This window comes from Pseudomonas sp. FR229a (assembly GCF_030209115.1).
Taxonomy (GTDB): Bacteria; Pseudomonadota; Gammaproteobacteria; order Pseudomonadales; family Pseudomonadaceae; genus Aquipseudomonas; species Aquipseudomonas moraviensis_A.
The window spans coordinates 23,236-48,584 of sequence record NZ_JARVSP010000028.1; the positions used below are offsets into that span (position 1 = coordinate 23,236).

The 25,349-nt window shown below is 61.5% G+C and carries 24 protein-coding genes and 1 pseudogene; 14 read left to right on the forward strand and 11 right to left on the reverse strand.

Annotation, left to right across the window (positions count from 1 at the left end; all coding sequences use genetic code 11):
- The first annotated feature begins 19 nt into the window (after positions 1–19).
- From hutH (QRN33_RS22445) to QRN33_RS22495, 11 genes are all read left to right on the forward strand, one after another.
- Positions 20–1,543: a histidine ammonia-lyase gene (gene hutH, locus QRN33_RS22445; protein ID WP_123419814.1), complete on the forward strand. Its 1,524-nt coding sequence runs from the start codon at positions 20–22 to the stop codon at positions 1,541–1,543.
- 116 nt (positions 1,544–1,659) lie between these two features.
- Positions 1,660–3,192 carry a histidine ammonia-lyase gene (gene hutH / locus QRN33_RS22450; protein ID WP_285410162.1) on the forward strand — a complete coding sequence of 511 codons (1,533 nt, stop codon included), beginning with the start codon at positions 1,660–1,662 and terminating at the stop codon, positions 3,190–3,192.
- A gap of 200 nt (positions 3,193–3,392) precedes the next feature.
- Complete coding sequence (hutI, locus tag QRN33_RS22455) at positions 3,393–4,598, forward strand: imidazolonepropionase (protein WP_285410163.1); 1,206 nt, start codon at positions 3,393–3,395, stop codon at positions 4,596–4,598.
- 10 nt (positions 4,599–4,608) lie between these two features.
- Positions 4,609–5,412 carry an N-formylglutamate deformylase gene (gene hutG / locus QRN33_RS22460; protein ID WP_285410164.1) on the forward strand — a complete coding sequence of 268 codons (804 nt, stop codon included), beginning with the start codon at positions 4,609–4,611 and terminating at the stop codon, positions 5,410–5,412.
- A 241-nt stretch (positions 5,413–5,653) separates the two neighbouring features.
- On the forward strand, positions 5,654–6,625 hold the full coding sequence (gene pip / locus QRN33_RS22465; protein ID WP_041477549.1) for a prolyl aminopeptidase: 972 nt from the start codon (positions 5,654–5,656) through the stop codon (positions 6,623–6,625).
- A complete protein-coding gene (dtd, locus tag QRN33_RS22470; protein ID WP_285410165.1) occupies positions 6,622–7,059 on the forward strand; it encodes a D-aminoacyl-tRNA deacylase in 438 nt (145 codons plus the stop codon). Before pip ends, dtd begins: the two co-directional genes overlap by 4 nt.
- 350 nt (positions 7,060–7,409) lie before the next feature.
- Positions 7,410–9,191, forward strand: coding sequence for a glucan biosynthesis protein G (locus QRN33_RS22475; RefSeq protein ID WP_161806073.1), 1,782 nt, complete (start codon positions 7,410–7,412; stop codon positions 9,189–9,191).
- A complete protein-coding gene (mdoH, locus tag QRN33_RS22480) occupies positions 9,184–11,754 on the forward strand; it encodes a glucans biosynthesis glucosyltransferase MdoH (protein WP_065615427.1) in 2,571 nt (856 codons plus the stop codon). Before QRN33_RS22475 ends, mdoH begins: the two co-directional genes overlap by 8 nt.
- A gap of 359 nt (positions 11,755–12,113) precedes the next feature.
- On the forward strand, positions 12,114–12,911 hold the full coding sequence (locus QRN33_RS22485; protein WP_039756640.1) for a transporter substrate-binding domain-containing protein: 798 nt from the start codon (positions 12,114–12,116) through the stop codon (positions 12,909–12,911).
- Positions 12,912–13,094: 183 nt separating this feature from the next.
- A complete protein-coding gene (locus QRN33_RS22490; protein ID WP_083354022.1) occupies positions 13,095–14,054 on the forward strand; it encodes an amino acid ABC transporter permease in 960 nt (319 codons plus the stop codon).
- Positions 14,047–14,781, forward strand: a complete 735-nt coding sequence (locus tag QRN33_RS22495; RefSeq protein WP_042608674.1) for an amino acid ABC transporter ATP-binding protein — start codon at positions 14,047–14,049, stop codon at positions 14,779–14,781. The genes QRN33_RS22490 and QRN33_RS22495 overlap by 8 nt, the downstream gene beginning before the upstream one ends.
- A gap of 94 nt (positions 14,782–14,875) precedes the next feature.
- Here the strand turns inward: QRN33_RS22495 and QRN33_RS26770 are convergent, their stop codons facing one another.
- The 11 genes and pseudogenes from QRN33_RS26770 to ubiE all read right to left on the reverse strand — a co-directional run bounded on the left by QRN33_RS26770 (position 14,876) and on the right by ubiE (position 23,132).
- Complete coding sequence (locus tag QRN33_RS26770; protein WP_371915146.1) at positions 14,876–15,748, reverse strand: methyl-accepting chemotaxis protein; 873 nt, start codon at positions 15,746–15,748, stop codon at positions 14,876–14,878.
- Positions 15,731–16,792: pseudogene (locus tag QRN33_RS26775) on the reverse strand (methyl-accepting chemotaxis protein); the annotation flags it as partial. The gene QRN33_RS26770 and the pseudogene QRN33_RS26775, both read right to left, overlap by 18 nt.
- A gap of 236 nt (positions 16,793–17,028) precedes the next feature.
- Positions 17,029–17,736 (reverse strand): 16S rRNA (uracil(1498)-N(3))-methyltransferase, encoded by a 708-nt coding sequence (locus QRN33_RS22505; RefSeq protein WP_123419822.1) that lies wholly within the window; start codon positions 17,734–17,736, stop codon positions 17,029–17,031.
- Positions 17,733–18,524 carry a twin-arginine translocase subunit TatC gene (gene tatC, locus QRN33_RS22510; protein WP_016772075.1) on the reverse strand — a complete coding sequence of 264 codons (792 nt, stop codon included), beginning with the start codon at positions 18,522–18,524 and terminating at the stop codon, positions 17,733–17,735. The genes QRN33_RS22505 and tatC overlap by 4 nt, the downstream gene beginning before the upstream one ends.
- Positions 18,521–18,973: a Sec-independent protein translocase protein TatB gene (gene tatB, locus QRN33_RS22515; RefSeq protein WP_285410170.1), complete on the reverse strand. Its 453-nt coding sequence runs from the start codon at positions 18,971–18,973 to the stop codon at positions 18,521–18,523. Before tatB ends, tatC begins: the two co-directional genes overlap by 4 nt.
- 10 nt (positions 18,974–18,983) lie before the next feature.
- Positions 18,984–19,265, reverse strand: a complete 282-nt coding sequence (locus QRN33_RS22520; protein WP_039756649.1) for a twin-arginine translocase TatA/TatE family subunit — start codon at positions 19,263–19,265, stop codon at positions 18,984–18,986.
- A 25-nt stretch (positions 19,266–19,290) separates the two neighbouring features.
- Positions 19,291–19,623: a phosphoribosyl-ATP diphosphatase gene (locus tag QRN33_RS22525; protein ID WP_007909355.1), complete on the reverse strand. Its 333-nt coding sequence runs from the start codon at positions 19,621–19,623 to the stop codon at positions 19,291–19,293.
- A complete protein-coding gene (gene hisI, locus QRN33_RS22530) occupies positions 19,616–20,017 on the reverse strand; it encodes a phosphoribosyl-AMP cyclohydrolase (protein ID WP_007899278.1) in 402 nt (133 codons plus the stop codon). The genes QRN33_RS22525 and hisI overlap by 8 nt, the downstream gene beginning before the upstream one ends.
- 120 nt (positions 20,018–20,137) lie before the next feature.
- On the reverse strand, positions 20,138–21,742 hold the full coding sequence (gene ubiB, locus QRN33_RS22535) for a ubiquinone biosynthesis regulatory protein kinase UbiB (protein ID WP_285410174.1): 1,605 nt from the start codon (positions 21,740–21,742) through the stop codon (positions 20,138–20,140).
- Positions 21,739–22,362, reverse strand: a complete 624-nt coding sequence (locus QRN33_RS22540) for a ubiquinone biosynthesis accessory factor UbiJ (RefSeq protein ID WP_227973492.1) — start codon at positions 22,360–22,362, stop codon at positions 21,739–21,741. The genes ubiB and QRN33_RS22540 overlap by 4 nt, the downstream gene beginning before the upstream one ends.
- The gene (ubiE, locus tag QRN33_RS22545; RefSeq protein WP_039756654.1) at positions 22,362–23,132 is read right to left on the reverse strand and encodes a bifunctional demethylmenaquinone methyltransferase/2-methoxy-6-polyprenyl-1,4-benzoquinol methylase UbiE; all 771 of its coding nucleotides are present in this window, start codon (positions 23,130–23,132) and stop codon (positions 22,362–22,364) included. Before ubiE ends, QRN33_RS22540 begins: the two co-directional genes overlap by 1 nt.
- A gap of 154 nt (positions 23,133–23,286) precedes the next feature.
- Between ubiE and QRN33_RS22550 the strand changes: the two genes are divergently transcribed.
- The 3 genes from QRN33_RS22550 (at position 23,287) to QRN33_RS22560 (ending at position 25,129) form a co-directional block, all read left to right on the forward strand.
- Positions 23,287–23,562 (forward strand): polyhydroxyalkanoic acid system family protein, encoded by a 276-nt coding sequence (locus QRN33_RS22550; RefSeq protein WP_042608680.1) that lies wholly within the window; start codon positions 23,287–23,289, stop codon positions 23,560–23,562.
- 216 nt (positions 23,563–23,778) lie between these two features.
- Positions 23,779–24,201, forward strand: a complete 423-nt coding sequence (locus QRN33_RS22555; protein ID WP_016772067.1) for a phasin family protein — start codon at positions 23,779–23,781, stop codon at positions 24,199–24,201.
- Between the two features lie 10 nt (positions 24,202–24,211).
- The gene (locus QRN33_RS22560) at positions 24,212–25,129 is read left to right on the forward strand and encodes a phasin family protein (protein WP_285410175.1); all 918 of its coding nucleotides are present in this window, start codon (positions 24,212–24,214) and stop codon (positions 25,127–25,129) included.
- Positions 25,130–25,349: the final 220 nt, after the last annotated feature.

The following is a 25,349-nucleotide window of genomic DNA, read 5'->3' on the forward strand; positions in this document are numbered from 1 at the left end:
AATTTGTATGAGGCTTCAGATGTCCCAGGCTGAAAAAATCGTCATCACCGGTGCTCATCTGCGTTGGCAGGACGTGGTCGCGGTCGCGCGTCACGGTGCGCTGCTGGAACTGTCCAGCGACACTTGGGCGCGCATCGACAACGCTCAGGCGATCGTCCAGCGCATCGTCGCCAGCGGCGAGCGCGCCTATGGCGTCAATACCGGTCTGGGCGGCCTGTCCAACGTTTCGTTGCAGGACGAACAGCTCAGCCAGCTCTCGCGCAACACCTTGCTCAGCCACGCTTGCGGGGTCGGCCCGGTTCTCAGTGATGAGCAGACCCGCGCAATCATCTGCGCCGCGATCCACAACTACAGCCACGGTAAATCCGGCCTGCATCGGCGCGTGGTCGAGGGTCTGCTGGCGCTGCTCAATCGCGGCATCACCCCGCAAGTGCCGGCGCAGGGTTCGGTGGGTTATCTGACGCACATGGCGCACGTCGGTATCACGCTGCTCGGCGTTGGTCATGTCAGCTATCGCGGTCAGATCATGCCGGCGCAGCAGGCACTGGCCGAAGAAGGCTTGAAACCTGTGCAATTGGGCGCGAAGGACGGTTTGTGTCTGGTCAACGGCACGCCGTGCATGACCGGCCTCAGCTGTCTGGCGATTGCCGATGCCACGCGCCTGTTGCAATGGGCCGATGTCATCGGTGCGATGAGCTTCGAAGCCCAGCGCGGCCAGATCGATGCCTTCGATGCCGAGATCATCGCGCTCAAGCCGCATCCGGGCATGCAGCAGGTCGGCAACAACCTGCGCGCCTTGCTCGATGGCAGCGAAGTGATCGCCGCGAGCAAAGGCATTCGCACTCAGGACGCGCTGAGCATCCGCTCGATCCCGCAGGTGCACGGCGCCGCGCGTGATCAACTGGAGCACGCAATCAAACAGGTCGAAGCCGAGCTCAACGGCTGCACCGACAATCCGCTGCTGCTCGGCACCCCGGACGATTTCCGGGTGATGTCGCAGGCCAACCCGCACGGCCAGTCGGTGGCGATGGCCGCCGATCTGCTGGCGATTGCCATGGCCGAGATCGGCTCGATTGCCGAGCGTCGTCTCGACCGTCTGGTCAACCCGCACGTCAGCGGTCTGCCAGCGTTTCTGGTGGCCAACCCCGGGGTCAACTCGGGGATGATGATCGTGCAGTACGTCGCCGCTTCGCTGTGTGCGGAAAACCGCCAGTTGGCGCAACCGGCGGTACTCGACAACTACATCACCTCGGGCCTGCAGGAAGACCACCTGAGCATGGGCACCAACGCCGCGCTGAAGCTGCACCGCGCCCTGGAAAACTGCACGCAGATCCTCGCGATTGAATATCTGCTGGCGGCGCAGGCGTTTGAGTTCCTCAAGGAACAGCGCTTTGGGGCTGGCACCGATGTCGCCTGGCGCCTGCTGCGCGAAACCGTCCCTGCCTACGATCAGGATCGCTGGCTGGCGCCGGATATTGCTGCCGCTGCGAGCGTCTTGAAAGTCCCGAATCTGCCGCTCAACGTTTTACCGAATTTGCACTGACAACTGCCCATACCAGCGTGCCAAGGCGTGGATCGTTCACAAGACGAGAAACGACGGATAACGGAATGCTCCGGAGCGACTGGTAGTTAATAACAATGCCTAACAGGAGCATTTTAATGACTGCGCTGAACCTGATCCCCGGCCAACTGAGCCTGGCCCAACTGCGTGACGTCTACCAGAACCCGGTCACACTGACCCTCGACAACAGCGCCAGCGCGCAGATCGAAGCCAGCGTCGCCTGCGTCGAGCAGATCCTCGCCGAGAACCGCACCGCCTATGGCATCAACACCGGTTTCGGCCTGCTGGCCTCGACGCGCATCGCCAGCGAAGACCTGGAGAACCTGCAGCGTTCGCTGGTGCTCTCGCATGCTGCCGGCGTCGGCCAGCCGATCAGCGACGACCTTGTGCGACTGATCATGGTGCTCAAGGTCAACAGCCTCAGCCGCGGTTTCTCCGGTATCCGTCGGCAGGTCATCGATGCGCTGATTGCGCTGATCAATGCCGAGGTCTATCCGCACATTCCGCTGAAAGGTTCGGTCGGCGCGTCGGGGGATCTGGCGCCGTTGGCGCACATGTCGCTGGTGCTGCTCGGCGAGGGCAAGGCGCGCTACAAGGGCGAATGGCTGGGGGCGACCGAAGCGCTGAAAGTCGCCGGCCTGACACCGCTGACCCTGGCGGCGAAAGAAGGTCTGGCGCTGCTCAACGGTACTCAGGTTTCCGCCGCGTTTGCGCTGCGCGGTTTGTTCGAAGGCGAAGATCTGTTTGCCGGTGCATTGGCGCTCGGCAGTCTCACCGTTGAAGCCGTGCTCGGTTCGCGCTCGCCGTTCGACGCGCGCATTCACGCCGCACGTGGGCAGAAAGGTCAGATCGATGCCGCCGCTGCTTATCGTGACCTGCTCGGTGAGCGCAGCGAAGTCTCCGCCTCGCACCAGAACTGCGACAAGGTCCAGGACCCGTATTCGCTGCGCTGCCAGCCACAAGTCATGGGCGCCTGCCTGACCCAGTTCCGGCAGGCCGCTGAAGTGCTGGCGGTCGAAGCCAACGCGGTTTCCGACAACCCGTTGGTATTCGCCGCTGAAGGCGATGTGATTTCCGGCGGCAACTTCCACGCCGAACCGGTGGCCATGGCCGCTGACAATCTGGCTCTGGCCATCGCCGAAATCGGCTCGCTGAGCGAACGGCGCATCTCGCTGATGATGGACAAGCACATGTCGCAACTGCCGCCGTTCCTCGTCGCCAACGGCGGGGTGAACTCCGGTTTCATGATCGCCCAGGTGACCGCAGCGGCACTGGCCAGCGAGAACAAGGCGCTGGCCCATCCGCATTCGGTGGACAGCCTGCCGACCTCGGCCAACCAGGAAGACCACGTGTCGATGGCCCCGGCTGCCGGCAAACGCCTGTGGGAAATGGCCGAGAACACCCGCGGGATTCTCGCCGTGGAGTGGCTGGCGGCGGTCCAGGGCCTGGATCTGCGCAACGGCCTGAAGACCTCGCCGAAGCTGGAACAGGCGCGGGCGATCCTGCGCAGGGAAGTGCCGTTTTATGAGAAGGACCGGTTTTTTGCGCCGGATATCAATGCGGCGACTGAATTGCTGGCTTCGCGGTGTTTGACCGAGCTGGTTTCGGTGAAGCTTTTGCCGAGCCTGTAAAAACCAGCCCTCACCCCAGCCCTCTCCCGGAGGGAGAGGGAGCCGATCTCTGCGAGCTTCAAGACCTGAGCTCGGCTCAAGACTCTCTGGTCGATGTAGCTCGACAGAACAACCCAGTCAGTCCCCTCTCCCTCCGGGAGAGGGCTAGGGTGAGGGGCTTTTGAGGCTGCTCACCATACCAACCCAAACGGAGGCCAACAGTGAAAACCCTCTGGCAACACTGCCACGTCGCAACCATGGCCAACGGCGTCTATTCGATCATCGAGGATGCCGCGATCGTGACCACCGGCACGCTGATCGAGTGGATCGGCCCGCGCACTCAACTGCCGCCCGGCGAATACCCGGCGGTCAATGACCTGCAAGGCGCGTGGGTCACGCCCGGGCTGATCGACTGCCACACCCACACCGTGTTCGGCGGCAACCGCAGCGGCGAGTTCGAGCAGCGTCTGCAAGGCGTCAGCTACGCCGAGATCGCCGCGCAGGGCGGTGGTATCGCCAGCACCGTGCGCGCTACGCGCGAAGCCACTGAAGACGAGCTGTTCGCCAGCGCCGCCAAACGCCTGAAAAGCCTGATGCGCGATGGCGTGACCACGGTGGAAATGAAATCCGGCTACGGCCTCGATCTGACCAACGAGCGCAAGCTTCTGCGAGTCATCCGGCGCCTGGCCGAGGAACTGCCGATCAGCGTACGCAGCACTTGCCTGGCGGCGCACGCGTTGCCGCCGGAGTACAAGGATCGCGCCGACGACTACATCGATCTGGTCTGCAGCGAGATGCTCCCGGCCCTCGCCGCCGAAGGTCTGGTGGATGCCGTGGATGCGTTCTGCGAATACCTGGCGTTCTCGCCGGAGCAGGTCGAACGGGTGTTCGTCGCGGCGCAGCAACTCGGCCTGCCGGTAAAACTGCACGCCGAACAATTGTCCTCGCTGCACGGCTCGAGCCTTGCCGCGCGCTATAAAGCCTTGTCCGCCGATCACCTTGAATTCATGGACGAGGACGACGCCATCGCCATGGCCGCTGCCGGCACCGTCGCCGTGCTGTTGCCCGGCGCCTTCTACTTCCTGCGCGAAACCCGGTTGCCGCCGATGGAAGCGCTGCGCAAGCACAAGGTGAAGATCGCGATCGCCAGCGACCTCAACCCCGGCACCTCGCCGGCGCTGTCGTTGCGTCTGATGCTGAACATGGCCTGCACCTGTTTCCGCATGACTCCGGAAGAAGCTCTTGCCGGGGCGACCCTCCATGCCGCGCAGGCATTGGGCATGGCTGACACACACGGCTCGCTGGAGGTCGGCAAGGTCGCCGACTTTGTCGCGTGGGACATTGAGCGTCCGGCGGATCTGGCTTATTGGCTCGGGGGCGATCTGGACAAGCGCGTCGTGCGTCACGGCGTTGAATCGAATTTCTAGGAGGGCGGTTGTGAACAAGGTTCTGAAATTCAAACAAGGCCGCGTGCCGTTGCTGATCAGCATGCCCCACGCGGGTGTGCGTCTGACCCCAGCGGTCGAAGCCGGGTTGATCCCCGCCGCGAAGAGTTTGCCGGACACCGACTGGCATATCCCGCAACTCTACGATTTCGCCGAGGAGCTGGGCGCCAGCACCCTGGCCGCTGAGTATTCGCGCTTCGTCATCGACCTCAACCGGCCGTCCGACGACAAGCCGTTGTACGCCGGGGCGACGACAGGGTTGTATCCGGCGACGTTGTTCGACGGCATTGCGTTGTTTCAGGAGGGGCTGGAGCCTTCGCAGCAAGAACGCGCGACTTATTTGCAGCAGATCTGGACGCCATACCATCGCACCTTGCAGCAAGAGCTGGCGCGGCTGAAGGCTGAATTTGGCTACGCACTGCTGTTCGATGCGCACTCGATCCGCTCGATCATCCCGCACCTGTTCGACGGCAAACTGCCAGACTTCAACCTCGGCACGTTCAATGGCGCCAGTTGTGATCCGCAACTGGCCGCTGAGCTGGAAGCGATCTGCGCACGGCACGAGCAGTTCACTCATGTGCTCAACGGTCGCTTCAAGGGCGGGCACATCACCCGCCAGTACGGCGCCCCGATGCAGAACATTCACGCGGTGCAGCTGGAATTGTGCCAGTCCACCTACATGGAAGAGTTCGAACCGTTCCGCTACCGCGCCGACCTGGCCGAACCGACGCGGGTGGTGCTCCGGGAATTGCTGCAGGGCTATCTGGCCTGGGCAAAATCTCACTACAGCGCATAACCCCTGTGGGAGCGAGCCTGCTCGCGAAAGCGGCCTTTCAGCCAAAATCCAGGTTGAATGACACACCGCGTTCGCGAGCAGGCTCGCTCCCACAGGATCGCGTTCAGACCGTGAAGGTGATGGCTGACAAACGGTGACAGCGCACAGGCATGCTCATTGACGCAAATCGGGTTTATGATGCCCAACGGCAGAATAATACGAGTCCCCCCAGGGATGACCTCGACCCCTTACGGAGCGCGCAATGCAGACTTTGTTTCCGCAGATCAAACCCCACGCTCGGCACGATCTGGCTGTCGATGACACCCATACGCTGTACGTCGATGAAAGCGGCTCGCCGGAAGGATTGCCGGTCGTATTCATCCACGGTGGCCCCGGCGCAGGTTGCGACGCCCAGAGCCGGCGCTATTTCGATCCGAATCTATATCGCATCGTCACGTTCGACCAGCGCGGCTGCGGTCGCTCCACCCCGCATGCCAGCCTGGAAAACAACACCACCTGGGATCTGGTCGAGGATCTCGAGCGCATCCGCAAACACCTGGGCATTGAAAAATGGGTGCTGTTCGGCGGCTCCTGGGGCTCGACCCTGGCGCTGGCCTACGCACAAACCCACCCGGAGCGAGTACACGGTCTGATCCTGCGCGGGATCTTTCTCTGCCGTCCGCAGGAAATCGAATGGTTCTACCAGGCCGGCGCCAGCCGTCTGTTCCCTGATTACTGGCAGGACTACATCGCGCCGATCCCGCTGGACGAGCGCGACGACCTGCTCACCGCTTTCCACAAACGTCTGATCGGCAACGACCAGATTGCCCAGATGCATGCGGCCAAGGCGTGGTCGACCTGGGAAGGGCGCACCGCGACCCTGCGCCCGAACCCGCTAGTCGTCGATCGTTTCTCCGAGCCGCAGCGCGCACTGTCGATCGCGCGGATCGAATGCCATTACTTCACCAACAATGCCTTCCTTGAGCCCAACCAGTTGATCCGCGACATGGGCAAGATCGCCCATCTCCCCGGCGTGATCATTCACGGTCGCTACGACGTGATCTGCCCGCTCGACAACGCCTGGGAATTGCACCAGGCCTGGCCGAACAGCGAATTGCAGGTGATCCGCGATGCCGGCCACGCCGCGTCCGAGCCGGGCATCACCGATGCGCTGGTGCGCGCTGCGAGCAAAATGGCCCAGCGCCTGCTCGACCTGCCACTCGAAGAAGCATGAAGGCGCTGTTGCAGCGCGTACGCGGTGCGCGGGTCGAGGTCGCTGGCGAGGTGGTCGGCGCGGTCGATCAGGGTCTGCTCGTGCTGGTGGCGGTAGAACCCGACGACACGCGTACCAACGCCGACAAACTTCTGCATAAGCTGCTTAACTATCGGGTATTCAGTGACGCCGAGGGCAAGATGAATCTGTCCCTGGCGGATGTGGATGGCGGGTTGCTGCTGGTCTCGCAGTTCACCCTTGCCGCCGACACCAGAAGCGGCCTGCGTCCGAGCTTTTCCACGGCCGCACCGCCGGCGCTGGCGGAGGAATTGTTCGACTATTTATTGAGCCAGGCGAAACAGGTGCATGGCACTGTGGCATCAGGTAGATTCGGCGCCGATATGCAGGTGCACCTGGTCAACGATGGCCCGGTTACCTTTTTGTTACAGACCTGACAGTGCCTGAAACGCCTTTTTCGGAAATTTCGACGGTTTTTAGGCTGTTTTCGCGATAAATACTTTGTTACCCCTGATGCGTTGTCATCCGGGCTACTAGATAATCGCGCGCTGCGGGGATCGACATTCGTTGATCCGTTTTGACTTAGGTAGAGACTTGTCTGGATCCGATTGGGGAATCATTTTGCCCCGGCGGAGTCGGAACAATGCTCGCCAACTTGGCAAGGGTGCCCTGAAAGGTCGGTTTTTCACTGCCGAAAACCCTAAAGGCACTTCATCTGGCCGTTGGTTTATTGATCTGTTTTCGGCGAGGGTTGCTCGTGATTGTTAGTCCCTGTAATGCAGCAAAAATGTCTGCCAAACGCATGCGAAGTGCTCTGGTAGCGGGTTCGGCGCTCCTGTGCCTGCTCAGCGCCGGTCAGCTTTGGGCGTTCAATCTTGACGACGTATCGGCCAAGGCCAAAGAGCTGGCCGGGCAGAAGTTCGAAGCCCCGCGCAGCAACCTGCCGAACGAATTCCGCGAAATGAAGTTCGCGGACTACCAGAAGATCCGCTTCCTCACCGAAAAGGCTGAGTGGGCCGATCAGAAGACGCCGTTCAAACTCTCCTTCTATCACCAGGGTATGCACTTCGATACGCCGGTGAAAATCAACGAAATCACCGCGAACACCGTCTCGGAAATCAAATACGATCCGAGCCGCTTCGATTTCGGCGACCTGAAATTCGATCCGAAAGCCACCGAACAACTGGGCTATGCCGGTTTCCGTGTGCTGTACCCGATCAACAAGGCCGACAAGCAAGACGAGATCATGACCATGCTCGGCGCGAGCTACTTCCGCGTCGTCGGTAAGGGCCACACCTATGGTCTGTCGGCCCGTGGTCTGGCGATCGATACCGCGCTGCCGTCCGGTGAGGAATTCCCGCGTTTCCGCGAGTTCTGGATCCAGCAGCCCAAGCCGGGCGACAAGCACCTGGTGATCTTCGCCCTGCTCGATTCGCCGCGTGCCACCGGTGCCTATCGTCTGATCCTGCGTCCGGGCAGCGACACCATCGTCGACGTCAAGGCGCAGATGTTCCTGCGTGACAAGGTCGGCAAACTGGGCATCGCGCCGCTGACCAGCATGTTCCTGTTCGGCGCCAACCAGCCGTCGAAAGTCCTCAACTACCGTCGTGAACTGCACGACTCCAGCGGTCTGTCGATCCATGCCGGCAACGGCGAGTGGATCTGGCGTCCGCTGAACAACCCGAAACATCTGGCCGTGAGCAACTTCAGCGTCGAGAACCCGCGTGGTTTCGGTCTGCTGCAGCGTGGCCGGGACTTCAGCCACTACGAAGACCTCGACGATCGCTATGACAAGCGCCCAAGCGCATGGATCGAGCCGAAGGGCGAGTGGGGCAAAGGCACCGTTGATCTGGTAGAGATTCCGACCGCCGACGAAACCAACGACAACATCGTTGCGTTCTGGAGCCCGGAAAAAATGCCGGAGCCAGGCCAGCCGCTGGACTTCGCCTACCGCATGCACTGGACCATGGACGAAGCAGCGATCCACGCGCCGGACAGCGCCTGGGTGGCGCAGACCCTGCGTTCGACCGGTGACGTCAAGCAATCGAACCTGATCCGTCAGCCGGATGGCAGCGTTGCCTATCTGGTCGACTTCGAAGGCCCGTCTCTGGCGGCCCTGACGCCGGACGCCGACGTGCGCAGTCAGGTCAGCGTCGGCGACAACGCCGAGCTGGTCGAGAACAGTGTGCGCTACAACCCGGAAACCAAGGGCTGGCGCTTGACCCTGCGGATGAAGATCAAGGACGCCAGCAAGGCGACCGAGATGCGCGCTGCACTGGTTCAGCCAGTGGTCACCGCGGATCTGGCCAAATCGGTACCGGCCTCCAATTCGTCGGTCGCCAAGGCTGACAAGGTTGCCGCCAAGCAGCAGGAGAAGCTCGACAAGGAAGCCAAGGCCGCCGAAGCCAAACAGGCTGAAGCCAAGCCTGCAGCCGATGCCAAGGACAAGGCCAACAAAGACGCCAAGCAGCCAGTCGCTGCCGACGCGGCCCCAGCCACACCGGAATCGGCGCCGACTGAAGAAGTCCTGACCGAGACCTGGAGCTATCAGTTGCCTGCCGATGAGTAACTCACAAGTACAGCCAGAGACTCTGTCCGAGTATCTGGCGCATCTGCCGATGACCGACGAGCAACGCGCGGAACTCGCGGGTTGCCAGTCGTTCAGCGAGCTGCATGAACGCCTGTCGTCCTCGACATTCGACGCCCCTGCCGAAGCCGCCCAGGCCTCGGTGGGCAAGCGCCTGACCCTGAGCACCGCCGAAGAACTGGCCGAAGCGGAAATGCTGGTGCTGGACGCCAGCGGCCGGGTCAGCCTCAAGGCGACCCCGCCGATCCGCCGTACCAAGGTTGTGCCAGAGCCATGGCGCACCAATATTCTGGTGCGTGGCTGGCGTCGTCTGACCGGGCGCACCAACCCGCCGCAGCCGCCGAAGGACGCCAATGTCCTGCCGGCCGCGCGCTGGCGCACTGTCGGTTCGATCCGTCGCTACATCCTGTTGCTGCTGATGCTCGGCCAGACCATCGTTGCCGGCTGGTACATGAAAGGCATCATGCCGTATCAGGGCTGGTCGTTCGTCGATCTCGATGAAGTGCTGCATCAACCGCTGCTGCAGACCGCCACGCAAGTGCTGCCGTATGCGCTGCAAACCAGCATCCTGATTCTGTTCGGGATTCTGTTCTGCTGGGTGTCCGCCGGTTTCTGGACCGCGCTGATGGGCTTCCTTGAGCTGCTCACCGGTCATGATAAATACCGAATCTCCGGGAAAAGCGCCGGTAACGAGCCGATCCCGAAAGATGCGCGTACTGCGCTGGTGATGCCGATCTGCAACGAAGACGTGCCGCGTGTATTCGCCGGTCTGCGTGCGACGTTCGAATCGGTCGCCGCCACCGGTGACCTGGATCGTTTCGACTTCTTCGTTCTCAGCGACAGTAACGACACCGATATCTGCGTTGCCGAGCAGCAGGCCTGGCTGGACGTCTGCCGCGAAGCCAAGGGCTTCGGCAAGATCTTCTATCGCCGCCGCCGCCGCCGTGTGAAGCGCAAGAGCGGCAACCTCGACGACTTCTGCCGTCGTTGGGGCGGTGACTACAAGTACATGGTCGTGCTCGACGCCGACTCGGTGATGAGCGGCGAATGCCTGACCAGTCTGGTGCGCCTGATGGAAGCCACGCCGGACGCCGGGATCATCCAGACCGCGCCGCGTGCGTCGGGCATGGACACCCTGTATGCGCGCATGCAGCAGTTCGCTACCCGCGTGTACGGTCCACTGTTCACTGCCGGCCTGCACTTCTGGCAGTTGGGTGAATCCCACTACTGGGGTCACAACGCGATCATCCGCATGAAGCCGTTCATCGACCACTGCGCCCTCGCGCCGTTGCCGGGCAAGGGCGCGTTTTCCGGTGCGATCCTTTCCCACGACTTCGTTGAAGCTGCGCTGATGCGCCGTGCCGGCTGGGGCGTGTGGATTGCCTACGATCTGCCGGGCAGTTACGAAGAGTTGCCGCCGAACCTGCTCGACGAACTCAAGCGTGACCGTCGCTGGTGCCACGGCAACCTGATGAACTTCCGCCTGTTCCTGGTAAAAGGGATGCACCCGGTGCACCGCGCGGTGTTCCTCACTGGCGTGATGTCCTACCTGTCGGCGCCGTTGTGGTTCTTCTTCCTCGTGTTGTCGACCGCGCTGTTGGCGGTGAACACGCTTATGGAACCGCAGTACTTCCTCGAACCGCGTCAGCTCTATCCACTGTGGCCACAATGGCACCCGGACAAGGCGATTGCGCTGTTCTCGACGACCATCGTGCTGCTGTTCCTGCCGAAACTGTTGAGCATCATCCTGATCTGGGCCAAAGGCGCGAAAGAGTTCGGCGGCAAGTTCAAGGTGACCCTGTCGATGCTGCTGGAGATGCTGTTCTCCATGCTGCTGGCGCCGGTGCGGATGATTTTCCACACGCGTTTCGTCCTTGCCGCTTTCCTCGGCTGGGCCGCGACCTGGAACTCGCCGCAGCGTGACGACGACTCGACCCCGTGGAGCGAAGCGGTCAAGCGCCACGGCCCGCAGACCTTGCTGGGCTTCTGCTGGGCGCTGCTGGTGATCTGGCTGAACCCGAGCTTCCTCTGGTGGCTGGTGCCGATCGTCGGTTCGCTGATGCTGTCGATCCCGGTGTCGGTGATCTCCAGCCGCGTCGGTCTGGGCCTGAAATCCCGTGACGAGAGCCTGTTCCTCATCCCTGAGGAATACAATCCGCCACAGGCCTTGCTGGCAACTGATCAGTACACCCACGAAAACCGTTATCACGCCCTCAACGACGGCTTCGTCCGCGCCGTGGTCGACCCGCAGCAGAACGCCCTGGCGTGCTCGCTGGCGACCTCGCGTCACGGCCAGGCCGAGCCGATCGAGTGGCTGCGTCAGGAGCGTGTGCGTCACGCGATCAAGGTCGGCCCGTCCGGGCTGAACAACCACGATCGCCTGCAACTGCTCAGCGACCCTGTTGCACTGGCACGCCTGCATGAGCAGGTCTGGGCCGAAGGTCTCGCCGAGTGGCTGGACGCCTGGCGCGCCTCGGTGAAAGCCGATCCGCATGCGCCGTTGCTGCCGCTGCGACCGGTGAGCCTGCAGGCTCAGCCGGCTTGATAAAGGAACCCCGCGATGTTGCGGGGTTTTTTTTGGCCTGCTGAAAAGCCCCTCACCCTAACCCTCTCCCGGAGGGAGAGGGGACTGACCGGGTTGGATATTCGAGATACGCCGACCTGAGATATCGAGTCGACCTCGGACTTGAACAGCATGAAGATCGGCTCCCTTTCCCCCTCGCCCCCTTGGGGGAGAGGGTTGGGGCGAGGGGGGAGCTCTTGATTGTTAAACAAATCGTCCATTAAACCTTGTGCAAAAAAACGAGTGCGTTAGCATCCGTCCCCGAATTGGCGCACCCGGGCTTTTTTGCCTGTGACTGTTGGTTTTCGCGCCGCACACGCAATGGTTTTGGGGACTTGAAGATGAAGAAGTATCTGTCGATGCTGCTGGTCGGCGTCACGGCACTGGTTGCAGTCAATGCGGCGCAGGCCGGCGCTATCGATGACGCGGTCAAGCGCGGTTCGCTGAAAGTCGGCATGGACCCGACCTATATGCCGTTCGAGATGACCAACAAACGCGGCGAAATCATCGGTTTCGAAGTCGATATCCTCAAAGCCATGACCAAGGCCATGGGCGTCAAGCTCGAGCTGGTCTCGACCGGTTACGACGGCATCATCCCGGCGCTGATGACCGACAAGTTCGACATGATCGGCAGCGGCATGACCCTGACCCAGGAGCGCAATCTGCGCCTGAACTTCAGCGATCCGTTCATCGTCGTCGGCCAGACCCTGCTGATCCGCAAGGAGCTGGAAGGCACCATCAAGTCCTACAAGGACCTGAACACCGCCGACTACCGCATCACCTCCAAGCTCGGCACGACTGGCGAAATGGTCGCCAGGAAACTGATCTCCAAAGCCAAGTACCACGGCTACGACAACGAGCAGGAGGCTGTACTCGACGTGGTCAATGGCAAGGCTGACGCCTTCATCTACGACGCGCCGTACAACGTCGTTGCCCTGAACAAAGTGGGTGCCGGCAAGCTGGTGTTCCTCGACAAGCCGTTCACCTACGAGCCGCTGGCCTTCGGTCTGAAGAAGGGCGACTTCGACAGCCTCAACTTCATCAACAACTTCCTGCACCAGATCCACGAAGACGGCACCTACGATCGCATCCATGACAAGTGGTTCAAGAGCACCGAGTGGCTCAAGGACATGGAATAAGCCCGGTCACCTGTGGCGAGGGAGCTTGCTCCCACTCGGCTGCGAGGCAGTCGTAAACCCGTTGACTGGTTTTGCCCGACGTTGCGCGGTGGCTGATTTCAGGGCCGCTTCGCAACCCAGCGGGAGCAAGCTCCCTCGCCACAGAGGCAGCGGGCACCCTGATCGTTATGGATTTAGCTCTTGATGAAACAGAAAAAAGCCCAATGGCCCTGGCACGTCCTCACCGTGCTGGTGCTGGTCGGCCTGGCGGGCGCGTTGTATTACGCGACGTCGCTGATGTCCTACGAATGGCGCTGGAATCGCGTGCCGCAGTACTTCGCTTATCAAGCTGAAGAAACCCAGCGCGCCGCGGATATTTCCACCGTCACCGACCTGGTGCGCAAGGGCGGCAGTGCCGAGGTCACCCTGCGCAACGACGCCGGTGACGAGCAGAAGCTGACAGTCGACGAGAACAGCCTGCAATTCGCGCAGGGCGACGATGTCGCCGAAGGCGATGTTGTGGGCGTGACCCGGCACTGGGCGGCAGGGCCGCTGTTGTGGGGCCTGTGGACGACGTTGTGGCTGTCGCTGGTATCCGGCGTGCTCGGCTTGCTGATCGGTCTGGTCACTGGCCTGTGCCGGCTGTCGAGCAACCCCACCCTGCGCGATCTGTCGACCATCTACGTCGAACTGGTTCGGGGCACGCCGCTGTTGGTGCAGATTTTCATTTTCTACTTCTTCATCGGCACGGTGATGAACCTGTCCCGCGAGTTCGCCGGGATCGCTGCGTTGTCGCTGTTCACCGGCGCTTACGTGGCGGAGATCATCCGTTCCGGCGTGCAATCGATCGCCCGTGGTCAGAACGAGGCGGCGCGCTCGCTCGGTCTGAGCGCCGGCCAGTCGATGCGCCACGTGGTCCTGCCGCAGGCGTTCAAGCGGGTGCTGCCGCCGCTGGCCGGGCAGTTCATCAGTCTGGTCAAGGACACGTCGCTGGTGTCGGTGATCGCCATCACCGAGCTGCTGAAAAGCGGTCGGGAAGTCATCACCACCTCATTTTCGCCGTTCGAAATCCTGTTCTGCGTCGCCGGTCTGTACCTGTTGATCAACCTGCCGCTGTCGAAAATCGCCAGTCGGCTTGAGCGGAGGCTCGCGCAAAGTGATTGAAGTCCGCGATCTGGTAAAAGTCTTCGACACCCGTGGGCAAGTGGTGCGCGCGGTGGACAACGTCAGCACCACGGTGGCCAAGGGCGAAGTGCTGGTGGTGATCGGCCCGTCCGGTTCCGGCAAGTCGACCTTCCTGCGTTGCCTCAATGGCCTTGAGGAATTCGATTCCGGTTCAGTAAGCATCGACGGCCTGCAACTGGCCGACGCGAAAACCGACGTCAATGCTTACCGCCGCGAAGTCGGCATGGTCTTCCAGCATTTCAATCTGTTCCCGCACATGACCGTGCTGGAAAACCTCTGTCTGGCGCAGAAAGTCGTGCGCAAGCGCGGCAAGAAAGAACGCGAAGCCAAGGCCATGGCGTTGCTGGAAAAGGTCGGCATTGCACAGAAGGCCCACGAGTTTCCGTCACGCTTGTCCGGCGGTCAGCAGCAACGGGTGGCGATTGCCCGGGCGCTGGCAATGGAGCCGAAAGTCATGCTGTTCGACGAACCGACCTCGGCCCTCGACCCGGAAATGGTCGGCGAAGTGCTCGACGTGATGAAAAACCTGGCCGTGGAAGGCATGACCATGGTCTGCGTCACCCATGAGATGGGCTTCGCCCGGGAAGTGGCGGATCGGGTGCTGTTCTTCGATCACGGCAAATTGCTCGAAGATGCAGCGCCGGCGGAGTTCTTCGATGCACCGAAGGATCCGCGGGCTCAGGCCTTTCTAAGACAGGTTCTTTAACGGCAAAAAAGATCGCAGCCTTCGGCAGCTCCTACAGGGTTTTGTGTACACCTGTAGGAGCTGCCGAAGGCTGCGATCTTTTGTTTTTGGGCTGTTAAACCTTGAAGCGGCCCACCAGCATCTGCAGATGCGTGCCCAGCCGCGCCAGCTCAACGCTGGAGGCCGCGGTCTCTTCACTCGCCGCTGAGGTCTGATCCGATACATCGCGCACGTTCAGCACGCTGCGGTTGATCTCTTCGGCCACGGCGCTCTGCTGCTCGGCGGCTGCGGCGATCTGCTGGTTCATTGCCTGAATCGCGGAGACGGTGCGGGTGATGCTTTCCAGTGAGCCACCGGCACGCCGGGTCAGTTCGACGCTGCTGTCGGTGAGGCTGCGGCTGTTGTCCATGATCGTCGCCACTTGCTGAGTGCCGTTTTGCAGGCCGACGATCAGCTCTTCGATCTCTTCCGTGGACTTCTGCGTGCGCTGGGCAAGGCTGCGCACTTCGTCGGCAACCACCGCGAAACCACGACCCGCTTCACCGGCACGGGCAGCCTCGATGGCGGCGTTGAGCGCCAGCAGGTTGGTTTGCTGGGCAACCGACTTGATCACGTCGAGCACGCTGCCGATCTTGTCGCTTTCGCGCTTGAGCTCGCCCATGGCTTCGGTGGAATGACCGACCTCGACCGCCAGGCGCTCGATCTGGGCGATGGCTTCGCCGACGACTTTGTCGCCCTCACGGGCCTGTTGGTCGGCGGCGACAGCGGCTTCCGAAGCTTCTTCAGCGTTGCGCGCGACTTCCTGCACGGTGGCGGCCATTTCGTTCATGGCGGTGGCGACCTGATCGGTCTCGACCTTCTGATTGTTGACCCCGGCGCTGGTCTGCTCGGTCACGGCCGAGAGTTCTTCGGCGGCGCTGGCGATCTGCGTGACGCCGTCGCTGATGCCACCGATCAATTCGCGCAGGCCCTGGGTCATGCTTTGCATCGAGCGTTGCAACTGGCCGAGTTCGTCGCGACGCAGGGAGACCAGATTGTGAGTCAGGTCGCCGGCCGCCACGCGTTCGGCCACTTTCAGGGTCTGGGTCAGCGGAATGATGATTTGCCGAGTGATGATCCACGCTGCCAGCAGACCGAACACCAGCGCCAGCACGGTGGCGATCAGCAGCATGTTCTTGGCGTGGGCAGCGTCAGTGTCGCGCACCACGGTTTGCGATTCGGTGAGTTTCTTGCTGAGCGCCATGAGGATGTCGCCCTGAGCCGCCATGTTCGCCAGTGCGGCAGTGTTTTTCACCTGCGAGTCACGGAACTGAGCCACGGCTGCACGATAAGCCTTGAGCGAGTCGGTGGCTTGCTGCAGGTTGGCGATGTGCTGCTCCGGCACTCGAGTCGGCAGGCTTTCGAGGTTTTTCAGGGCGTTGTCGATGGCGGTCAGCGCCGGTTGCTCAGCGTCGGCCTTGCCGCTGTAGGTGTAGCCGCGCACTTGATAGCGCGCTTGCTGGAGCAATTTGCTCAGCTCGATCACCGCGTTGTACTGCGCGACGCTGTCGCCCTGCAGCAGTGCACTTTCGACTTCGCCGACCCTGGCCACGGCATTGTCGGCGTTGGCGCCCAGCTTGCTGCGCGCATCTTCACGCTGCACGGTGGCCTGGGTCATTTCGCCGAAGGCGCGTTTGTATTCGGCAACCGCAGCCAATTGCTGGTCGACCATCGCCACATCGGACGGCTGCTCGATCATGCCGCGTGCCGATTGCAGACCGCTTTCGAGTTTGTTGAGGAATTCGTTGACCGCGCCCGGGCCCTGTTCGCCACGGCGCATGTCGTAGTCCATGCGCGCCAGGCGCAGGTCTTTGGTCAGCTCATTGAGGCTCGAGATGAAGCCGAGCTTGTCGCCGCGGCTGATGATGCCGCTCATGCCGGTCCAGCCGGTGAAAGTGATCAACAGCGTCAGTAACAGCACCAGGCCGAAACCGATGCCCAGCTTGCGTTTGACGCTGACGTTTCCAAGACTCTCGGCTAACCAACGGTACATGCGACCACTCCCTTCGGACCACTAAAATTGGACTTATAGGGGCTGTATCGGCTGGCTGATGGCAATCTGTAACGCCGCTTGTCCGTGGTTGTCGCGATTCTGTGGCGAGGGAGCTTGCTCCCGCTCGACGGCGCAGCCGTCGTAACAGCGGCAAGTGCGTTGCTCGTGAGAGAAAGAGCGATGGCCGCTTCGCGCCCAAGCGGGAGCAAGCTCCCTCGCCACAAAAGTTGCTTGGCTCAGAACAGGCGCGCGAGCAGTGCGGTGACGGCGGTTTCGACGCGCAGGATGCGCTCGCCCAGTTGCACCGGTTGCAGGCCGGACTTGGCCAGCAGATCGATTTCGTAGGGAATCCAGCCACCCTCGGGGCCGATGGCCAATGTCACCGGTTCGCTGAGGGCGCGGGGGCAGGGCGGGTAGTTGCCGGGATGGCCGACCAGACCGAGGGTGCCGTCGGTGATTGCCGGCAGTCGATCTTCAACGAAAGGCTTGAAGCGTTTCTCGATGACGATCTCGGGCAACACCGTATCGCGGGCCTGTTCGAGGCCAAGAATCAATTGCTCACGAATCGCTTCCGGCTCCAGAAACGGTGTCTGCCAGAAGCTTTTCTCCACGCGGTAACTGTTGACCAGAATCACCTTGGCCACGCCCATGGTCGCAACGGTCTGGAACACCCGGCGAAGCATTTTCGGCCGGGGCAGTGCCAGTACCAGGGTCAGCGGCAGCTTGGCCGGCGGAGGCTGATCGAGGCTGACACGCAGTTCCGCTTCGCCCGCCTCCAGGCGCAGCAACTCGGCCGAACCCATCAGCCCGTTGATGCGCCCGACACGCAAGCTGTCGCCCACTTCCGAGCGATGGACTTCCTGCATATGGGTCAGGCGGCGATCGCGCAGGACCACGCGGTCCGCCGCAATGAAATCGGCCTCTTCGAGCAGCAGCAGGTTCATGCCTGGGTCGCTGGCGGCTGATCGTTGTGATCGTCGGCCGGCGTTTCGTCCGGGCGTTCGCGCTTGCTGACCAGCGCGCCGAAGAGGATGCCGATCTCGAACAGCATCCACATCGGCACGGCCAGCAGGGTCTGCGAGAAGATGTCCGGCGGCGTCAGGATCATCCCGACCACGAAGCAGCCGATGATCACGTACGGACGGATCTTCTTCAGGTATTTGACGTCGACCACGCCGATCCACACCAGCAGCACCACGGCCACCGGAATCTCGAACGCCACGCCGAAGGCGAAGAACAGCGTCATGACGAAATCGAGGTAGCTGGCGATGTCGGTCATCATTTCCACGCCGGCCGGGGTAGCGGCGGCGAAGAACTTGAAGATCAGCGGAAAGACGAAGTAATAGGCGAACGCCATGCCGATGTAGAACAGCAGGATGCTGGAGATCAGCAGCGGTACCGCAACGCGTTTTTCATGCTTGTACAGGCCTGGCGCAATAAAGCCCCAGATCTGGTGCAGGATCACCGGGATCGCAAGAAACAGCGAAACCATCATCGTCAGCTTCAGCGGCGTCAGGAATGGCGACGACACGTCGGTGGCGATCATCGTCGCGCCGACCGGCAGGTACTGGCGCAGCGGCGTCGAGACGAAGGTGTAGATCTGCTGGGTAAAGGCGAACAGCCCGGCAAAGATAATGAAGATCGCCGCCACGCAACGCAGCAGGCGGGTGCGCAACTCGGTGAGGTGCGAAACCAGCGGCATGTGCTGGTCGTTTTCCGGAAGATCGCTCATGGGGCTCGCGGCGGCAAAGTGGTGTCGTGAGGCGCAGGTGTAGTCGGCGCGGCGGTGGGAGCTACGTGTTCAACCGATGTGTGCGCGGCAACCGGCGCCGGTGCTGGCGGTGTTACAACCGGTGCAGGTGCAGGTGCAGTCGGAGCGGAAGCGCTGTGAATTGTCTGCTCGCCCACAGGCTCGACCGGCGTCGGCTCCTGTTGGCTAGGATTGAAAATCTTCCGCGCCTCTTGCTCCAGCGACAGAATATGTTCGTTGTGCAGTTGCCGACGGATCTCGTCGGCGCCGATTTCACGTTCAACTTCCTGCTTGATCGCGTTGAAGCTGCGCTTCAGGCGGCCGACCCACAGACCGGCGGTGCGCGCAGCGCCCGGCAGACGCTCGGGGCCAAGCACCAGCAGGGCAACGAGGCCGACGAGCAGCAGTTCAGAGAAGCTGATACCAAACATTAGTCAGTGCTCACACGTCTTTGCGGATCGGCTCTTCGACTTTCTGCGCCTGCACGTCGATGGTGTGCGGCGGGTTGGCCTGAGCGGTGGTTTGCGGCTGCACCGGTGGCACTGGCTGCGCCGGCGGGGTTACGTTCGGCTCGGTCGGTTTTTCGTCGTCATTCATGGCTTTGCGGAAGCCCTTGATTGATTCACCAACGTCAGTACCGAGGTTTTTCAGTTTCTTGGTACCGAACACCAGCACCACGACAATCAGAATGACGACCCAGTGTTTCCAGTCAAAAATGCCCATGTGGCGATTCCTCTCTAAAAATTGTTCAGGCGGACGGACGCGAGGCTTTCTCGACGTGTCCGGACAGGCCGAAGCGACGGTCCAGTTCATCCAGCACGGCCTGCGGATGCTGCCCCAGTTGGGCGAGCATGACCATGCTGTGGAACCACAGGTCGGCGGTCTCGTAGATCACATCACTGCAGTCGCCGCTGATCGCGGCATCCTTGGCGGCAATAATGGTTTCGACCGACTCTTCGCCGACTTTCTCCAGAATCTTGTTCAGCCCCTTGTGATACAGGCTGGCGACATACGAACTGTCGGCGGCTGCACCTTTGCGCTCTTCGAGCACTTCAGCCAGACGGGTCAGGGTGTCACTCATGTGTGTGTCCTGCGGAGTAGATGGCATGCGGGTCTTTCAGAACCGGGTCGACCGTTTTCCAGTCGCCGTTTTCGAAGACTCGGTAAAAGCAGCTTTGACGGCCGGTGTGGCAGGCGATGTCGCCGATCTGTTCAACCATCAGGATGATCACGTCGGCGTCACAGTCCAGACGCATTTCATGCAGAGTCTGCACATGGCCGGACTCTTCGCCCTTGCGCCACAGCTTGCCACGGGAACGTGACCAGTAGATTGCACGATTCTCCGCTGCGGTCAGTTCCAGCGCTTCGCGGTTCATCCAGGCCATCATCAATACGCGCCCGGTCTTGTGATCCTGAGCGATCGCCGGCACCAGGCCGTCAGCATCCCACTTGATCTCGTCCAGCCAGTTTTTCATCTTCAGTTCCTGAAAAGCAGCTTCGAGTTTCAAGCTTCAAGCTGCAAGTAAAAGCAGGTTGCGGTGTACCTGTGTCGTCAAGCTTGCAGCTCGCAGCTTATAACTTGCAGCCGATTCGTGCTATCGGCGAACGACCAGATACAAGCCGACCGCCACCATGATCCCGGCGGGCCAGTGCGCCCAATCGGTCAGCGGGCCACCAGCGGCGAGGGTCGCGCCGCCGGCCAGATGCGCGCAGCCGAGCAGGCGCAGGAACCAGTCGTCCTTGCGTTTGTGCCACGGCGGCGGCGGGTCTTTGGCATGGGGTTGCGACATGCGCTCGAGCAGGTCGCGGGCCATGTTCGACAGGTGCGGAATCTGCTCCAGCTGGCTCTGCACGTTGCCCAGCAAGGCTTTCGGGCTGACGCGCTCGCGCATCCAGCGCTCGAGAAACGGCTGCGCGGTGTTCCACAGATCCAGATCCGGATACAGCTGGCGCCCGAGGCCTTCGATGTTCAGCAGAGTCTTCTGCAACAGCACCAGTTGGGGCTGCACCTCCATGTTGAAGCGGCGCGCGGTCTGGAACAGGCGCATCAGCACCTGGCCAAATGAAATATCTTTTAACGGTTTTTCGAAGATCGGTTCGCAGACGGTACGGATCGCCGCTTCGAATTCATTGAGTTTGGTTTCCGCCGGCACCCAGCCCGAGTCGATGTGCAACTGCGCGACACGGCGGTAGTCACGCTTGAAGAAGGCGAACAGATTGCGCGCCAGATAATCCTGGTCTTCCGGGGTCAGGCTGCCGACGATGCCGCAGTCGATCGCAATGTACTGCGGGCTCCACGGGTTGACGGTGCTGACGAAGATGTTGCCCGGGTGCATGTCGGCGTGGAAGAAACTGTCGCGGAACACCTGCGTGAAGAAGATCTCCACACCGCGCTCGGCGAGCATTTTCATGTCGGTGCGCTGGTCGGCGAGGGTCGCCAGGTCAGTGACCTGAATCCCGTAGATGCGCTCCATCACCAGCACTTTCGGCCGGCACCAGTCCCAGTAGACTTGCGGCACGTACAGCAGCTGCGAGCCCTCGAAGTTGCGGCGCAACTGGCTGGCGTTGGCCGCCTCGCGCAACAGGTCGAGTTCGTCGTAAATGGTTTTTTCGTAATCCTGCACCACGTCGACCGGGTGCAGCAGGCGCGCGTCAGCGGAGAACTTCTCGGCGGCGCGGGCGAGGATGAACAGCCACGCCAGATCCTGCGCGATGATCGGTTTCAGGCCTGGGCGAATGACCTTGACCACCACTTCTTCGCCGCTTTTGAGCTGCGCCGCATGCACCTGCGCCACCGAGGCCGAGGCCAGCGGTTCAACGTCGAAACGGCTGAACACTTCGCTGATTTTCTTGCCCAGCTGTTCTTCGATCAGCTTGATCGACACCTGCGAATCGAACGGCGGCACGCGATCCTGCAAGAGCATGAGCTCATCGGCGATGTCTTCCGGCAACAGGTCGCGACGGGTCGAAAGGATCTGCCCGAACTTGATGAAGATCGGCCCCAGATCCTGCAACGCCAGACGCAAGCGCGCGCCACGGTTGAGCTCCAGCGGCTTGCGCGGCAGCCAGCGCCACGGCAGCAGAAAGCGCACGGCCAGGAGAAACCACGGCAGCGGCAGATCGAACAGCAGGTCATCGAGGCGGTAGCGGATCACGACGCGCTGGATGCGCAACAGACGGCGGACGGCAAGCAGCTTCATGCGTTATCGCTTGGGTCGAGGGATCGGGAAAGGCGCTCGAAACGCGCCTCGAGTCGTTCCAGATCAAGTTTGATCCGGTCCAGTTCGCTGAACCGCGCTTCGGCTTCGCGTTGCCCGACGAGGGTGCGCGATTCTTCGGCGAGGTATTCGGCAAGATTCTGGTTGAGGCTGGCAAATCCTTGTTGATACCAGCGCGCGCGGCTGCGCAGATGACCACCGAGCAACTGCGTGGCGACCGGACCGAGCCAGCGCGAGAGTTCGTACTCCCAGTCCAGCTCGAGGTCTTGCAGCACACCGGCCAGCTCCAGCAACACGCCGCTGTCGCCTTCGAGCTCGACCTCCGGAGCGTGCAGCACGGCTGTCTTGTCTTTGCTCAGGGCCAGTTTCACCAGGCTCGAGGCCGGTGCGCGCAATGTGCAATCGACGTCCGCCGCCCACTGTGAAGCCAGCATCAGGCCTTCGTCGCTGGGCAGAATGAACAGTTGCAGGGCCGGGCTGCGGCAATCGACGGCAATCACCTTGCCGGTCAGATGCGCCAGGCGCGGCAGCGCCGTGCTGTCGAGACGCAGCACCCGGTTGAGGCCGAGTTCGACGCTGGCGAGCAGCCCGGTCAGCAACATCAGGGCTTGATGCCGCGGTGCAGGGCGACGATACCTGCGGTCATGTTGTGATAGGTCACGCGGTCGAAACCGGCTTCGACCATCATCGACTTCAGGGTTTCCTGATTCGGGTGCATGCGGATCGATTCGGCCAGGTAGCGGTAGCTTTCCGAGTCATTGGTGATCAGCTTGCCCATCAGCGGCATGAAGGCGAACGAGTAGGCGTCGTAGGCTTTGGACATCAGCGCATTGGTCGGCTTGGAGAACTCCAGCACCAGCAGGCGTCCGCCGGGCTTGAGCACGCGCAGCATCGAACGCAGTGCGTCCTCTTTGTGCGTCACGTTGCGCAGGCCGAAGGCGATGGTTACGCAGTCGAAATGGTTGTCCGGGAACGGCAGCTTTTCTGCGTCGGCCTGGACGAATTCGACATTGCCGGCAACGCCGAGGTCGAGCAGGCGATCACGGCCGACCTTGAGCATCGATTCGTTGATGTCGGCCAACACCACTTGGCCAGTCGGGCCGACGAGGTGCGAGAACTTGCGGGTCAGGTCGCCGGTGCCGCCGGCGATGTCGAGCACGCGGTTGCCGCTGCGCACGCCGGAAAGCTCGATCGCGAAACGCTTCCACAGGCGGTGCATGCCGCCCGACAGAAGGTCGTTCATCAGGTCGTATTTCGCGGCTACGGAATGGAAAACCTCAGCGACTTTTTCCGCTTTCTGGCTTTCCGGAACGTTTTTGAAGCCGAAGTGAGTGGTGGGTTCGGCATCGCTGCCTTTGCGCTGATCAGTCATATCGCTGTCACCAAAAGAGAATGCGCGACATTCTAATCCCCAAGCCATGCTTTGTCTTGGAATGGCTAAAGGTAAGATGGGCAACCTTCGGGACGATTTGCCGCAGATGCGGTCAAGATTCCACGTCAGCCATTCAATCATCAGGAGTCATTCCATGGCCAAAATCAGTGTTGAGCGCGCCCACACCCTGGGCAAGGAAGCCGCCCGCGAGAAGGCCGACAAACTGGCCAGGAAACTCAATGAACAATACGGCCTGGAGCCGCAGTGGTCAGGCGACACCCTGAACCTCAAACGCTCGGGCGTGAAAGGCGCAGTGCATGTGGCGGACGATTCGATCAGGGTCGACGTCGAGCTGGGCCTGATGATGTCGGCCATGAGCGGCATGATCAAAGCCGAGATCGAAAAAGCCCTCGATAAAGCCCTGGCCTGAAACACGATCCCCTGTAGGAGTGAGCCTGCTCGCGATAGCGGTCTGTCAGTCAAATTATCTGTGACTGACAGACCGCTATCGCGAGCAGGCTCACTCCTACATTTGTTCTGGTGCGCCCACTGGTTAGGGTGCCCTTTCTAATTTTTCTACCTACTTTGTGCCTGAGCCCGACACTCGTCCGGCAGTTCCTCAAACCTTCTGCGCGTGAGGTGCACCATGGCCAAAGTCATTTTGAAGAAAAAAATCGACGCTCCGACTTCCACTCTGAGCGACGTCAAATCCTATGCCCGCAAGATCTGGCTGGCAGGCCTGGGCGCCTATACCAAGGTCGGCCAGGAGGGCAGCGAGTACTTCCAGGAACTCGTCGCCGCCGGTCAAACTGTTGAAAAGAAAGGCAAAAAAGCCGTCAGCGAAAAACTCCTCGCGGCCAACGCCGAGATCGATGATGCGGCCACTCAGGTCAGCTCGTTCAAGGGTCGTGTTGAAGTTCAGCTGGACAAGGTCGAGAAAGCCTTCGACAACCGTGTGGCCAGCGCCTTGAATCGGATCGGCATTCCGTCTAAACATGACGTTGAGGCACTCTCTGCTAAGCTCGATGAGCTGACGGCATTGCTCGAACGCGTCGCGCGAAAATCTTAAGGAGAACGGGATGGCTGGCAAAAAGAACACCGATAAAGAAAGCAGCTCGTGGGTCGGGAAGGTCGAGTCCTACTCCCGCAAGATCTGGCTGGCTGGTTTAGGCGTGTACTCGAAGATCGACACTGACGGCAGCAAACTCTTCGATGCATTGGTCAAAGACGGCGAGAAAGCCGAGAAGCTCACCAAGACAGCAGTCGGCAAGAAAGTCGAGGACTCGACCTCCTCGGCGAAGTCGCGCATCAGCGGCGTGAAAGACCGCGCACTGGGCAAATGGGACGAGCTGGAAGGCGCGTTCGACAAGCGCCTGAACAGCGCGATTTCGCGCCTGGGTGTGCCGAGCCGCAATGAGGTCAAGGCGCTCAACGCCAAGGTCGATACGCTGACCAGGCAGATCGAGAAACTCACCGGTCTGAAGGCTCAGCCCGTAGCGGCGAAAACCGCGGCGGCGAAACCGGCTAGCAAAACTGCGGCGGCCAAACCTGCGACGAAAGCCGCAGCCAAGCCACTGACCAAAGCGGCGGCAAAACCTGCTGCGAAAGCTGCGGCCAAGCCGGCCGCGAAAACGGCAGCCGCCAAGCCTGCGGCCAAAGCGGCCACCAAACCGGTTGCCGCCAAAGCCTCTGCCAAACCGGCAACCAAAGCAGCAGCAAAACCTGCGGCTAAAACTGCAGCGAAACCAGCGGCCAAGCCAGCAGCGAAGACCGCTGCCGCCAAACCTGCTGCGAAGCCTGCGGCCAAACCGGCTGCGGCGAAAAAGCCTGCAGTGAAAAAACCGGCCGCGCCGAAAGCCGCTGCACCGAAACCGGCCGCCGCGCCATCGACGGCTCCAACAGCTCCGGCCAACGCGGCAAATTCCGCTGCGGCACCCACGGCAGCAGCTACCCCGACTGCAGCATCGACTCCGTCGACGCCATCCAGTCAGTCCTGATTTCAGGGCAAATCAAAAACGCCCGGCCTGTGAAGGTCGGGCGTTTTTGTTTGTGCATTCCAAGCGGCCCCTCACCCCAGCCCTCTCCCCAAGGAGAGGGAGCCGACCGAGGTGTCCTGCGTCATACATCGACCTGAAAAAATCGAGTCGATTATGGATTCGAAAAAGCTCGCTCAGGTCGGCGTAGCTCTCGAACATCCCCCAATCAATCCCCTCTCCC

Bases quoted from the DNA above. Each gene is read 5' to 3' on its own strand.
- hutH (WP_123419814.1), top strand. From the start codon at position 20: ATGTCCCAGGCTGAAAAAATCGTCATCACCGGTGCTCATCTGCGTTGG.
- hutH (WP_285410162.1), top strand. From the start codon at position 1,660: ATGACTGCGCTGAACCTGATCCCCGGCCAACTGAGCCTGGCCCAACTG.
- pip (WP_041477549.1), top strand. From the start codon at position 5,654: ATGCAGACTTTGTTTCCGCAGATCAAACCCCACGCTCGGCACGATCTG.
- dtd (WP_285410165.1), top strand. From the start codon at position 6,622: ATGAAGGCGCTGTTGCAGCGCGTACGCGGTGCGCGGGTCGAGGTCGCT.
- QRN33_RS22475 (WP_161806073.1), top strand. From the start codon at position 7,410: ATGTCTGCCAAACGCATGCGAAGTGCTCTGGTAGCGGGTTCGGCGCTC.
- mdoH (WP_065615427.1), top strand. From the start codon at position 9,184: ATGAGTAACTCACAAGTACAGCCAGAGACTCTGTCCGAGTATCTGGCG.
- QRN33_RS22485 (WP_039756640.1), top strand. From the start codon at position 12,114: ATGAAGAAGTATCTGTCGATGCTGCTGGTCGGCGTCACGGCACTGGTT.
- QRN33_RS22490 (WP_083354022.1), top strand. From the start codon at position 13,095: ATGAAACAGAAAAAAGCCCAATGGCCCTGGCACGTCCTCACCGTGCTG.
- QRN33_RS26770 (WP_371915146.1), bottom strand. From the start codon at position 15,748: ATGCAAAGCATGACCCAGGGCCTGCGCGAATTGATCGGTGGCATCAGC.
- QRN33_RS22505 (WP_123419822.1), bottom strand. From the start codon at position 17,736: ATGAACCTGCTGCTGCTCGAAGAGGCCGATTTCATTGCGGCGGACCGC.
- tatC (WP_016772075.1), bottom strand. From the start codon at position 18,524: ATGAGCGATCTTCCGGAAAACGACCAGCACATGCCGCTGGTTTCGCAC.
- tatB (WP_285410170.1), bottom strand. From the start codon at position 18,973: ATGTTTGGTATCAGCTTCTCTGAACTGCTGCTCGTCGGCCTCGTTGCC.
- QRN33_RS22520 (WP_039756649.1), bottom strand. From the start codon at position 19,265: ATGGGCATTTTTGACTGGAAACACTGGGTCGTCATTCTGATTGTCGTG.
- QRN33_RS22525 (WP_007909355.1), bottom strand. From the start codon at position 19,623: ATGAGTGACACCCTGACCCGTCTGGCTGAAGTGCTCGAAGAGCGCAAA.
- hisI (WP_007899278.1), bottom strand. From the start codon at position 20,017: ATGAAAAACTGGCTGGACGAGATCAAGTGGGATGCTGACGGCCTGGTG.
- ubiB (WP_285410174.1), bottom strand. From the start codon at position 21,742: ATGAAGCTGCTTGCCGTCCGCCGTCTGTTGCGCATCCAGCGCGTCGTG.
- QRN33_RS22540 (WP_227973492.1), bottom strand. From the start codon at position 22,362: ATGTTGCTGACCGGGCTGCTCGCCAGCGTCGAACTCGGCCTCAACCGG.
- ubiE (WP_039756654.1), bottom strand. From the start codon at position 23,132: ATGACTGATCAGCGCAAAGGCAGCGATGCCGAACCCACCACTCACTTC.
- QRN33_RS22550 (WP_042608680.1), top strand. From the start codon at position 23,287: ATGGCCAAAATCAGTGTTGAGCGCGCCCACACCCTGGGCAAGGAAGCC.
- QRN33_RS22555 (WP_016772067.1), top strand. From the start codon at position 23,779: ATGGCCAAAGTCATTTTGAAGAAAAAAATCGACGCTCCGACTTCCACT.
- QRN33_RS22560 (WP_285410175.1), top strand. From the start codon at position 24,212: ATGGCTGGCAAAAAGAACACCGATAAAGAAAGCAGCTCGTGGGTCGGG.